The organism is Pelosinus fermentans DSM 17108 (genome assembly GCF_000271485.2).
GTDB lineage: Bacteria > Bacillota > Negativicutes > DSM-13327 > DSM-13327 > Pelosinus > Pelosinus fermentans.
On record NZ_AKVN02000001.1, the window covers coordinates 4,824,269 to 4,837,027 of the forward strand.

The 12,759-nt window shown below is 40.7% G+C and carries 12 protein-coding genes; all 12 read right to left on the reverse strand.

All coding sequences use genetic code 11. The features are described from left to right. Positions 1–8: 8 nt before the first annotated feature. The 12 genes from FR7_RS22100 to nifD all read right to left on the reverse strand — a co-directional run bounded on the left by FR7_RS22100 (position 9) and on the right by nifD (position 12,752). The gene (locus FR7_RS22100) at positions 9–998 is read right to left on the reverse strand and encodes a 3'-5' exoribonuclease YhaM family protein (protein WP_007933868.1); all 990 of its coding nucleotides are present in this window, start codon (positions 996–998) and stop codon (positions 9–11) included. 2 nt (positions 999–1,000) lie between these two features. Next, positions 1,001–1,639 (reverse strand): trimeric intracellular cation channel family protein, encoded by a 639-nt coding sequence (locus tag FR7_RS22105; RefSeq protein ID WP_007933870.1) that lies wholly within the window; start codon positions 1,637–1,639, stop codon positions 1,001–1,003. Between the two features lie 19 nt (positions 1,640–1,658). Further along, positions 1,659–2,261 (reverse strand): DNA-3-methyladenine glycosylase I, encoded by a 603-nt coding sequence (locus FR7_RS22110; RefSeq protein WP_007933875.1) that lies wholly within the window; start codon positions 2,259–2,261, stop codon positions 1,659–1,661. Positions 2,262–2,576: 315 nt separating this feature from the next. Further along, on the reverse strand, positions 2,577–3,455 hold the full coding sequence (locus FR7_RS22115; protein ID WP_007933877.1) for a beta/alpha barrel domain-containing protein: 879 nt from the start codon (positions 3,453–3,455) through the stop codon (positions 2,577–2,579). Positions 3,456–3,461: 6 nt separating this feature from the next. Beyond that, positions 3,462–4,526, reverse strand: a complete 1,065-nt coding sequence (locus FR7_RS22120) for a homocitrate synthase/isopropylmalate synthase family protein (protein WP_007933879.1) — start codon at positions 4,524–4,526, stop codon at positions 3,462–3,464. After that, complete coding sequence (locus FR7_RS22125; protein ID WP_007933881.1) at positions 4,523–5,158, reverse strand: Fe-only nitrogenase accessory AnfO family protein; 636 nt, start codon at positions 5,156–5,158, stop codon at positions 4,523–4,525. Before FR7_RS22125 ends, FR7_RS22120 begins: the two co-directional genes overlap by 4 nt. Positions 5,159–5,203: 45 nt before the next feature. Then, entirely contained in the window at positions 5,204–5,515 is a 312-nt protein-coding gene (locus FR7_RS22130; protein ID WP_007933883.1) for a 2Fe-2S ferredoxin, read from the reverse strand. A gap of 16 nt (positions 5,516–5,531) precedes the next feature. After that, positions 5,532–6,767 carry a nitrogenase cofactor biosynthesis protein NifB gene (gene nifB / locus FR7_RS22135; protein ID WP_007950884.1) on the reverse strand — a complete coding sequence of 412 codons (1,236 nt, stop codon included), beginning with the start codon at positions 6,765–6,767 and terminating at the stop codon, positions 5,532–5,534. Positions 6,768–6,826: 59 nt separating this feature from the next. Beyond that, positions 6,827–8,206, reverse strand: coding sequence for a nitrogenase component 1 (locus tag FR7_RS22140; RefSeq protein WP_007933888.1), 1,380 nt, complete (start codon positions 8,204–8,206; stop codon positions 6,827–6,829). Then, positions 8,199–9,578, reverse strand: a complete 1,380-nt coding sequence (gene nifE / locus FR7_RS22145) for a nitrogenase iron-molybdenum cofactor biosynthesis protein NifE (protein ID WP_007933889.1) — start codon at positions 9,576–9,578, stop codon at positions 8,199–8,201. The genes FR7_RS22140 and nifE overlap by 8 nt, the downstream gene beginning before the upstream one ends. Before the next feature lie 170 nt (positions 9,579–9,748). Continuing rightward, the gene (gene nifK, locus FR7_RS22150) at positions 9,749–11,137 is read right to left on the reverse strand and encodes a nitrogenase molybdenum-iron protein subunit beta (RefSeq protein ID WP_007933891.1); all 1,389 of its coding nucleotides are present in this window, start codon (positions 11,135–11,137) and stop codon (positions 9,749–9,751) included. 1 nt (position 11,138) lies between these two features. Then, positions 11,139–12,752 carry a nitrogenase molybdenum-iron protein alpha chain gene (nifD, locus tag FR7_RS22155; RefSeq protein ID WP_007933893.1) on the reverse strand — a complete coding sequence of 538 codons (1,614 nt, stop codon included), beginning with the start codon at positions 12,750–12,752 and terminating at the stop codon, positions 11,139–11,141. Positions 12,753–12,759 lie beyond the last annotated feature (7 nt).

The window sequence follows — 12,759 nt, forward strand, 5'->3', positions numbered from 1 at the left end:
TAACTTGGTTAGAAAAGAGTATCTGGTTCTTTATACTCTCTACTGCTTTTAACTGAAGATTTATATAGTTTTCGATTATTCAGCAGCCAAACTTTATCAGAGAAATGTCCGTCTTCTACCTTTTCTAAAGCTCGCCCCATATCATACATTCTCGCATCCATGATATCCAGATAATGCAGTATTTCAGCCTCGGGTATCATTGGTCGTTTAGGACTGCCAAACTCTGGCTCATAATGATGGGACAAGACCATATGCTGCAAAAGCAGGGAGGCTTCCGGATCGGCTCCCACCTCTACAGCAGTCTGATCAATCATTTTTATTCCTTGGATGATATGCCCTAAGAGTTCTCCCTCTACCGTGTATTCAGAGACAATCCCTAATTCACTGGCATTCATCTCCGCTATTTTTGCAATATCATGAAGAATGATGCCTGCAAATAGTAAGTCCCGATTCAGACTTACGTACACCTCACTTACCTTTTCACCCATTTTCAACATAGTGGTTATATGATATAAAAGACCAGAACGAACAGCATGATGATTTTGTTTTGCTGCCGGATATAATAGCAGCTTCTCTTTATGAGCAGCAACTAAAGTACTGACAATTTTGGCAATATCAGCATTCTCAATCATACCTATATATTTTTCAATTTCCCCATACATCACTTCTGGGCTATAGGGAGCAACGGGCACGAAATCACCAATATCTAACGCATCTTCTTGTGTAGCCGTCCTGATTTTATCAATTTTAAGCTGCAGCCTGTTCTGCCATTCGGAAATGCTTCCCCGTATTCTGACTAACATATTTATAGTGTATTTCGGTTCTGTTTCTGTGCTATAATCCCAGAGCTTGGCATTAATTTCACCCGTGGGATCCACTAATGTTAGATCCAGATAACTTTTATTAGTACTGGTTGTCTTGTATTCAGCAGCCTTCACAAGAAAAAAGCTCTGAATTAGATCACCAGACTGAAAATCTCTAATTTTTTTAGTTTCCATCCTTACTCTCCCTTACTCTCATACTTTTCTTGCCCTTTTGCAGCAGGCACCGGAAAATTAATATCATATTTCATACAAACCATTCGGATGCTTACTGTAACAAAAAAACATAGATACATCGGACCATTTCCTAATAAAAACGGCTTCGAATAAAAAAAACATATCGCTCCTGCAATAGAGGCTACTGCATATACTTCTTTTTGAAAAATAAACGGAATATCCCGCACAAATACGTCTCGAATCACACCGCCGCCTACACCGCTTAGTACGGCCATCATAACAGTGATAAACAACCGATGATACTCATATAAAAATGACATATTTGCACCAGCTGCCGTAAAGGCACCCAGCCCTACTGCATCACAGATCAAAATAACATTATTGAATTTATTAATCCACTGATAATTTATACTTACAATAATAGCTGTAATCAAACTGATAATGGTAAAGAAGGGATAGACAAAGGCTGTAGGAGGATTAATCCCAATTAAAACATCCCGCACAATCCCTCCGCCAACTGCCGTAGTTAATGCTAACATAAACACGCCAAATAAATCCAATCGTTTGTGTATCCCAACTAAAGCTCCTGCCGCAGCAAAAGCAATGGTTCCAATCACTTCAAAAATATTTAATACGTCCATTCATTTACTCCTTGCTTTGTTACTCCTTCAACAACTCTTTGTGACGATAACAATGTGTTATATGGTCATTGACCATACCAATTGCCTGCATATAGGCATAACAAATCGTCGGCCCTACAAAAGAAAAGCCCTTTTTCTTCAAGGCCCTGCTCATTTCCTTTGATTCTAACGTCTCTGTGGGAACCTCATCCAGAGAAGACCAGCTGTTTTGTCTGGGCGCACCGCCAATAAATTGCCATATATACGTTGAAAAACTACCCATTTCCTGTTGTACTTGCAAAAATGCTCTGGCATTTTTAACAAGAGCTGCCATCTTTAGAGAATTGCGAATCAATCTTGGGTCAGACATCAATTGTAACATTTTTTCCTCATCATAAACAGCAATTTTAGCTGGGGAAAATCCATCCAGCACTTCACGATAGGCTTCACGCCTTTTTAATATGGTAATCCAACTTAACCCTGCCTGCAAACCTTCTAAGAGCAGAAATTCAAACAACTTATCATCATTATATTGAGGTACTCCCCATTCAGTGTCATGATATTTCTGATATAGAGCATCAGATGTTACCCAGCCGCACCGCTGTATTTCATGAGAAGCACATAACACATCATTCTTTTTCATATCATTACTCCCATTACTTTTTTTATCTTATTTTTCTACAAAATAGCCCTTCCCTACTTCCATACCAAATTCACAAATTCCTGCATAATAAAAAGCTACGCATCCTTTAAAACATAGCCGTTATGAACCACAAAGACGCAAAGGGTTTTAATTCTTTGTGCTCTCCTTAGTGTGCCGCGGGCAGCGGCATTGCGCCTTTGTGGTTCATAACTTTTATATTTTTCCACCTACAAAACTTTTACTTTCCAGACGATTAGAAAAAGCTCCAAGACTCCTTGCATATCGCAAGTCGTCTTGGAGTTTTTGTTAATCACACTAAGCTATTTTATTTGTATTATCGACAGTAAAAGCATTGCCGATAATTGGCTTATAGTCAAACACATCCTTGTTGCCAGCCTGCATCACCAAATGGCTTAAATGGAGAAAATCATTTCTGTTAACATGGCATTTCATACCATATACGACCTGCCACGCAGTCACCACTTCCTCTAATGCTGCATTTCCCGCCCGCTCGCCAATTCCCCCAATCGTTGTACTTGCCAGTTCAGCCCCGGCAGCAAGCGCTACCAAGGTATTGGCATTGGCTAAACCAAAATCATTGTGCATATGAACTTCTACCGGCAATGGACAGCGAGGAATCAATTCCTGAAAGATAGAATGCACCGCTAATGGATTTAGGCAGCCTACCGTATCCGCATAACGAATGCGAACTGCTCCCAATTCTGCCGCTATATTTGCAACTTCCAGGAAATACTCCCGATCCCCTCGTGAAGCATCTTCTGCTCCTACAGAAACCGTGCAGCCAAAGCTTTGTGCCAACAATATGGACTGCTTTAAATTCTCCAGTACCCATTCCCTGCTTTTTTTTAATTTTTGTTCAATATGCAAATCAGAGACAGGAACTGAAATATGCAGATGGGAAAAGCCACAAGATACTGAAGACAGAATATCATTTTTAAGAGCACGATTCCAAGCAATCACCTTAGCTTGCAGCCCAGCAGACAAAATCATTTTCATCGCTTCTTGCTCTTCTTCTCCCATTACGGGAACCCCTGCTTCAATCCAGGTTACTCCGGCCTTATCTAGTGCCGTAGCAATATTTAATTTATCCTGAGCAGAAAAAACAATGCTTGGGGACTGTTCTCCATCTCTTAGGGTAGTATCCACAATCTCAATTGTCCTTGCATCCTGCATAATGATCTATCCTTCCTGTTTTACCTGTATAGCTTGATATAACTCCCATAATGCATGATCATCGACTTGCATTTTTTGCCTCACTGCTAAGCTGCGAACTTGTTTTAATAAAATTTGAGCGTGAGCGTCAGACATGCAAATATTCCACTGCCGAAACTTAGCTTGGATAGATGCATTTCCTGAATGTTTGCCAATTACCAGTTGTCTGGTCAACCCGACTTCTTCGGGAGAAAAAGCTTCATACATCTGAGGATTTTTGATCACTCCATCTACATGAATCCCTGACTCATGAGCAAAAATATCCTGCCCAATAATCGCTTTTGTTTTCGGCAGGGTTAGCCCCATAGCAAACAATATTTGGGAACAAATCAACGCTAAATGCCCCGTTTCTTTACTTGTTTCCCCTAGTAACCGTTTTTGTGCCATGATAAGTTCTTCTACAGCAGCATGCCCCTGCAAACCAACACCAGCTACTGCTGCTGCAATTCGTTTCACACCAGCTTGTAAGGCAGCTAATGCATTACCGGTAGCCAAGCCATAGGCATTATGTCCATGAAATTCTAAACAAACAGGTATTTTAATCAATAATGAAGCCAAAATTCTTGAAGCTGCTACCGGTTCCAAAAGGCTCTCTTTATCCCCATATATAAATGAATCGATTCCATAAATGGGAATATCCCGCCAGAGAAAACAAAGTTCTTCTATTGAAAACCGGGAAGCATTGTCTATACAAAAGCCAATATTCATACCTAACTGCTGGGCAGTAAAAAGGGCTGTACAAACTGTACTCGTCAGGCCTTGCCCCAAATGTGGAGCGCAAGCAATGATAACATTTTTAAACCCTAACTTATCAGCCAATGCGACTTCCGTTAAAGTACCATTAATTTTCCCGCGTATATGTTTTTGCTGAGACATATTCAACTTTGGCAGACCATGTTTTTCCCAATCAACTACTTTACAATCAATCACATCTACTGGAAGCTTTTGCAAAAGCTCTAGCAAGGGATTTATCTGTCCTTTGTCCATTCCTACCCGCAGACCTTCTTGTAACGTTTGATCTACCCAAATCATTTTTCACAGACTCTTTTACTAATATAAACGTGAGTTTCAGCAGGTGCTGTCTTTTCTACTTCACCAACTAAATTGCCGCCTTTCAACTCTGCCTCCAGCCAAGGAGGAATGTGATTACAAAGGACTTCTAGACGATAGAATTTCCCTTGACGCAAGAATGGTAACAGCACTTGTTTGGAACTAATCCCACCAGTATTTTCCTGAATCTCTTTAATGGATATATAATAATCGCCCTTTTCTCTTTCTATGGGTAAAGGAATTACATTATTGCTCTGGGATTGCTCCTCCTCTTCCTTGTCTTCTTCTTGCTTTAACACATAATCCAGAAAAGACAACGGTTTTTGCTTTCCTTCAAATTCCCAAATACTGCATTGAATTTTTTCCAATTCAAAGTAAGGTACACCAACGACAGCGCAGCTTACAAAAATCTTACATTGGTCTAAAAACAAAATGATCTCAGCCATCTGCCGACGCAAGCCAACCAATCCAGCTTCCTTGTCTAATGAGAATTTTTGTTCTCTAATAACTGTCCAAGCTCCTTGTACTTTTTGATAAATGACAATGGCATTCGCCTCATCTAAAGAGCTGGTTACACCATCATCATTTATACAGACTGCAATTTCTGGATACACAGCAACCCCTCCCCCTTTCCCATACACCTAAAATCCTATATTCTATTAAAGTGCTAAACGCTCCACTATATTGCCGCCTTCAATATGCTCTTCCATAATAGTTTCTACATCATCAGGAGTAACCCCCTTATACCAGGTACCACCAGGATATATGACAACCACAGGTCCTTGCTCGCAGATACCAAAACAGCCTGTATTATTCACAAATACCTCACCGCCTAAATCCCGTTCCTCAATTTCCTCCATGAATTTTGCTACCAATTCCACGCCGCCCTTCGTATGGCAGTAACCTTTCTGTTGACCATTTGCTCTTGAACTGGTACAAACGAAAATATGAAACTTTGGTTTATTCATCATGATTAGACCCTTCCTTTCAAATCGCTTTTTTCATCGTTAACTGTTCTACTGCATAGGCTAATCCCTCTTCCACGGTATAACAATACTCCACGCTCACAATGCCATGCTCTAATAATCTTTGTTGCCCATGATATCCAATACGCATGGTCAAAACGGCATCACAATCCTCGATCGCTTGAATTGCTGCGCTCTTTCGTCCCTCTTGCAAATCTGAATCACATTCCGAAACACCAGAGCAGTACTGCTCAACTTTGCGTCTTTCCACAAGGGTAAAGGATTCATCATTTATTTGGTAAATTAAAAATTCTGTCGCATGCCCAAAATGTTGATCTACTAATTTGCCATGCTTAGAGGTAACCGCAATCCTATACTCTTTACCAATCTGCTTAGCCGGCAAAACGGATTTTTCTGGTTCTGGCTTGGTCATACGAAATTCATTTGACCTGTCATTGCCTAAGAGTCCAACGGCATCCGCCCGGCATTGCTTACAATGTCTCATCTGCTGCATTTCAAGCTGACAAAGATCTCTCATTTCATTAATTTCTTTCATACTAGTTTGCGGAAATTTCTCAAATGCACTTCCGGGAGCAGGAATCAACGGCATGATATTCGTAATAAAAACTCCTAATTCTTTCATCTTCTTTACGACTTCCGGAATATGATGATCATTGATTCCTTTTACCATAACAATATTAATTTTAACCAGTACGCCATGTTCCACCAGATAGGCAATGCCTTTCAATTGATTTTGAATCATCAATTCAGCGCCAGCTACTCCGGTATAGCTTTTGCCCTCATAATTCACAACTTTATAAAGCCGCGCCCCAATGTTAGGATCAAGACAATTCACTGTAACGGTGATATGCTTTATACCCATTTCTACAAGTTCTGCTGCATAGTGAGGCAGCATTAAACCATTGGTTGACAAGCAAAATATGATATCCTCGCCTTTAGCCTGAATTAATTCAATGGATTTTTTTGTAACATCCCAATTTGCCAAAGCGTCTCCAGGACCGGCAATCCCTACTACACTTAAATTTTCAATATTTTCTTTGACCCAGGAAAATTTTTGGCTGGCAAGCTCTGGTGTCAGCACTTCGCTCGTTACTCCTGGCCGGCTTTCGTTTACACAGTCAAATTTACGATTGCAATAATTACAGCTGATATTGCACTGGGGTGCCACTGGCAAATGCATCCGCGCATATTTATGATGAGCATCCGCATTATAACAAGGATGTTTGCTCTCTTCCATACCCTTCACCTCAATTTCCCCTAGCATTGCAGGGTAATTTTTTTACTTACTACAGCCAGCTACCCTTGCTGGTAGAATTCTTCATACATGGAGCTTCGATATGATTTATATTTGTTTTCCAGCAGGGTATTGGTGATGCGATCTAACAACATCATTGTACCCGTATAACCTACAGATAAAAGCCGCTGTCCTCCTACCCGATCATGAATGGGAAAACCCAGCCTCACGAGAGGAATATCACCTTTTTCTGTAAGGTATCGACCATCGGAAGGACCAATTGCAATATTGACTTTTCCTTCCTTACTGGCAGCTAAAATATGAGAGAAATCCGTTTCAATTAAGATCTTACTTTCTTCTGGACACTCAGCTACTGCTGCTGTCACTAATTGATTGAACTTCCCGATTTGGCTGCCTGTAGCCACAACTGCTGGGAAAACGCCATTTTCTGCACAAATTTTGGTTACCCCATAGACCATTTCCGGCTCACCAAAAATAACACTTCTTCCTTGAAAATTATATTTATGAGAGTCAATCATCCCATCTAACAAACGTCCACGTTCTTGTTTAATACTTTCCGGAACCTTCTTACCGGTAATTTCTACTAAAGTATTGATAAATGCATCTGTACTTTCCACACCCATGGGTATGGCTATATTGTATAAAGGAACACCAAATTCTTCTTCCAGATATTTTCCTGGAGAAATCCCATCCTCTATGGTGATTCCCATTTGGATGGTCGCTGCAGCACCACCCATAGACCGTATCTCCGTTATTTTGGTCCCGCCATTGCTCATCTTGGTATAAGGTTTTGCGAAAGGGCGATCCAGAGTATCGGAGAAATCAGGATATAATACATATTCAATTTGCATGAGAGCTAACATACGCTTTATTTCACGAATGTCAGCAGGACTGATGTTGGGAATAATAATATTTATTTTGTTATTCTTTTCTGCAGCTTCCGTTAGCTGCATCAATATTCTTTTTAGAGTAAAAAAATAACCTTCAAAGTGACTGCCGCCATAGCCAGGCGTAGAAGCCGTAACAATCGGAAACTCTTCCATCTCATTATCAATGAGATATTGACCCGTAATTCTCTCAATGTCTTCACCAATGGTTTCTGCTAAGCAAGTCGTTACAATACCAATCAAAGCAGGATGATATACCTTCCTAATATTGTCCAAAGCCTGTCTGAGATTCTTTTCTCCGCCGTATATGGTGCCTTTTTCATTTAAAGAAGAAGATCCTACATCAACAGGCTCGTTAAAATGTTCAGCAATATGCCTGCGCATGTAGGTACTACAGCCTTGGGACCCATGAACAATAACCATAGACTGTTCGATTCCCTTCAATGCTAAGATGCCGCCCATTGGCATGCACATATTACAGGGGTTTTCGTTTACATTTCGAAAAAATATATTCTCTTTGTTTTTTTCAGCCATGGTTCGCCACCCCGCTTTCCATTCCCAATGCATTAAGACTCTTCCATACAGGCGAACAAACGGTAGAATACACTTCTTCAGCAAAATTAACGGCACCCTCAAAACCGCTTAAAGGATGTTTGCGATCATGATTATGATCAATAAAGGCAATCCCCAATTTATAGGCCAAAGGCCGCTCTTTGACTCCTCCTACTAGTAGATTAGCTCCCTTTTCCATCATAAATCTTTCCAGTTCAGCAGGATTCGCATCATCTAAAATCACCGTACCGTCATCCACTAACTCATTCATGATTTCATATTCTTCTTTTCTGCCGGTTTGCGTACCAATCATCACTACATCAATACCAATTTCTCTAAACTGTTTAATCAGAGAAATGGCCTTAAATCCTCCACCAACAAAAATGGCAGCCTTCTTGCCTTCCAGCTTAGCCCGATAACCTTTAATAATACTGTCTACTCTGGCTGTTTCCTTAGCAATCAACTCCTCCGCCTTGACAATCATAGACTCTTCTCCTAAAGCAGCTGCAATATTGCGCAATGAGGCAGCCGTATCCTCAATACCTAAAAAGGATATTTGAATATAAGGAATCTGGTAGAGTTCTTCCATTTTCCCCGCAAGATAGATCATCGATCCAGCGCACTGTATAATGTTCAGCTTAGCCTTAGGGGCTGATTTCAAGGCTGTATAATGAGAATCTCCTGTAAAAGTAACGTTTAATTCTACCCCCATCTGCCGTAAATAATTATGAATAATCCAAGCTTCACCAGCCAGATTAAAATCCCCTAAATAGTTAATACTATTGTTCTTTTCGATTACTGCAGACTCAGAGGGCTTTATCAAACGAAGCAACGCATCTCCTGCTGCCCTGTAACCCGCAGATTTATTGCCAATAAATCCGCTGGACTCTACCGGTATCACTTCAATATTATGTCTTCGAGAGGCGGCGCTGCAAATGGCTTCTAAGTCATCACCAATTACGCCGACAATACAGGTTGAATATACAAATACTAGTTTTGCCTGATATTTTTCCACCAGTCCATCAATTGCTGCCGATAACTTTTTTGCGCCGCCAAAAATAATGTCCTGCTCTTTTAAATCGGTAGAAAAGCTATTGCGGTATAATTCCGCACCGCTGCTCAGGCTGCCGCGAATATCCCAGGTATAGGTGGCACAGCCAATTGGTCCATGTACCAAATGTATGGCATCTGTAATTGGATTGAGCACGACTCTGGCTCCACAATACACACAAGCTCTTTGGCTTACACAGCCGGCAGAACTGTCCGTATCACATTTAAGCTGTTTCTTATTCTTACCTTTCGTAACAATAAACTCATCTCGTTCTGTAATGCTTCCTGTAAGATCTTCAGCCATAGTACATCTCACTCCTCTCCTAGAAATACCATAAAAAACGTTTGAACCGCGAAGACGCGAAGATTTGAAGGATAAGAAATATCTATACATTTCTTCGTGTGCTTTGCATTTCTTCGCGACCTTCGCGTTTCAACATCTTTTTTTAAACCTTACTATTAAAAAATGTCTATCTACATTACCAATTCAAAGTCTTCATCTTTGGCATCTCTGTCTGCTCTGTCTAACAGGGCGTTACTAATCATCTCAATCAGTCTCATGGCACCATGATACCCAACAATCGGCAAGTAAGAATGAACACTTCTGTCTAAAATCGGGAATCCAACTCGCATAAAAGGAACATCTTCCGCCCGGGCAATATATTTTCCATAGGTATTGCCAATCAATAGATCTACAGGCTGATTTTTAATCCATTGGTGCAAGGTAAATAAATCTCCCGCACTCTTCACATTGGCCTCAATTCCAGCACCTTTCAGCATACTGTTAATATCATCTTCAAAGCTTCCTGCTGCAGAATTGGACGAACCGCCTGGCGTACCCGTCAGCACATGAAGAGGAACCATTCCTAAGCTTAATACAAACTCCGTTAAGCCCGTTACAATATCTGGATCACCAAAGATCGCTACGGTTTTTCCATGAAAATGGAAATGCGTGTCGGTCATAATATCAACCAGCTGACCTCTTTCTATTTCTAGTTCTTTTGGAATTTCCCGGGCAAAGCTATTACGCAAGGTCATTAATAATGCATCCGTAGCTTTGATTCCAATGGGAGTTTTAAGGGTAGCTACAGGAACTTTGTATTCTTTGTTTAAAAGATCAGCGGGATCACTAGAGGCAAATCGACCAAGGGCCAGGGTGATTTGGGAATTTCCTGTATCCTTTAACTGTTCTACTGTTGTACCGCCCTCAGGATACATCTCAAATTCTCCTGTCATCGGTGAATCCACAACCCCTGATGTATCAGGGAACATAATATATTCAATGCCCATACTTTCTACCAGACGTTTTATTTCCCGCATATCTCCAGGATTCACGAAGCCAGGAATAATATTGGCTTGTTCTTTTTTCTCTGGCGACGTACTTTCTGCTAAATAGCTAACCATTGCTTTTGTCATATTGGAGAAACCTGTGATATGGGAGCCTACATAACTGGGAGTGTTCGCATGAATCACCAGTTTCCCCTCAGCCACTTCCGCTGTTTTAATAATACTGGAAACATCATCGCCAATGGTCTCCGTTAAACAAGTGGTGTGTATCGCCATAACATCCGGCTTATAGATGTGAAACACATTTTGTATGGATGCTTTTAAGTTAGCGCCGCCGCCAAAAACCGATGACCCTTCTGTAAAGCAGCTAGTGGAAGCCATAACCGGATCACGAAAATGACGGGTTAAATGCATCCGATGATAAGAGCAGCATCCTTGTGATCCATGACTATGGGGCAAGCATTTGTGAATCCCCAGAGCAGCATACATAGCGCCAATTGGCTGACAAGTTTTCGCTGGGTTAATAATACCGCCGCTTTTGCGTTCGGTTATATCTTTTGGTGTACAATCTAACATACTATGCCACTCCTTCCTCAGTTACTGTTCCTTCTAGTAAAGGTTGATTTTTCCATGGTGGAGTTATAAAATTCCAAGTTGGTGAGGCAAATCCCATGCTGATATCTTCAGCAAATTTAACAGCACCATTAAAACCAGCATACGGTCCGCTGTAATCATAGGAATGTAATTGCTTCGAGTTAATACCCATTTTTTGAATGACATATTTATCCTTGATTCCGGAAGTGAAAATATCTGGTTTCAGTACTTTTATAAATTCTTCTGTTTCAAAATGATTTAAGTCATCAACAATGATGCTGCCATCTTTCATGTCAAAGCGCATGCCTTTATATTCACCTAAAGGTATTTTAGCTTTTAGTTCTTCCAATTTTTCTGGTGAAACTTTTAAACGGAAGCGTTTTTCATCAGCTTCTGCTGTATAGTGAGGAATGTTTTTACTATCTGCATCTGTTTTGATTGTAGGAATCACTTCCCGCCCTTCATAATCATCCCGGTGAGCAAACTCATATCCTGCTAATAAGGTCTCAATGCCTAGTTCACTAAATAAATTTTGGAAATGATGACCCCGGGATCCGCCAACAAAGCAAAAAGCTGTTTTTCCTTCACAAATCTTTTTATATTGGTCAAATATCGGCTCAATTCTTGCCAATTCGCTAGCAATTACCGCCTCTGTCTTCAAGGTCAGTTCTTTGTCATCAAAATAAAGAGCCATGTTGCGCAAGGATTCGATTGTCCCTTGAATACCAATAAAGTTAACCTTAAGCCAAGGTGTACCATATTTGGTTTCTAACATCTCAGCAATATAGTTAATCGAACGGTGACATTGCACCAAGTTAAGTTCTGCAGTATGAGCATTTTTAATTGCTTCATAAGAGCCATCCCCTGTCATAACCGATACTACATGGTAGCCGATTTCTTTTAAGATACGCTCTACTTCCCAGCCGTCGCCGCCAATGTTATATTCCCCGAGAAGATTAATCGGGAACTTCGCAGGAGCTTCTTCTTGGTCTCCGGTACCAATTACCTTTTCCATTAAAATGTTATTGGCAATATGATGACCTGCAGATTGGCTAACCCCTTTATAGCCTTCACAGCTAAAAGACAGTACTTGCACGCCATGCTTCGCTTCTGCCGCTTTAGCAACAGCGCCCATATCATCACCAATCAATCCTACAGGGCAGGTAGCAGAAAGGGTAATTGCCTTAGGATGAAAAATTTCCATAACTTCATCAATTACCTTGCTGAGCTTCTTTTCACCGCCAAAAACGATATCACTTTCTTGCATATCCGTAGATATGCAGTAATTGATAAAATTCTGTTTTGGATCGTCGGATTTTGCTTTATTTCGTCTTGTATTCCACGCATAATAGCCACAACCGATCGGTCCGTGAACAATATGCACCATATCTTTAATCGGACCTAGAACAACGCCCTTACAACCAGCATACGCACAGCCTCGATTGGTAATAATACCAGGAATGGTCCGGGTATTGGCTTCGATTTGCTGACTTTCTACATCCGATCTTTTAATGAATATATGTTTTTTACGATTTTTCTGCACTTTAGCTGGATATTGGTCTAATATTTCCTGAAGTTTTGCTTCATTCATTCCCATGTTCCCT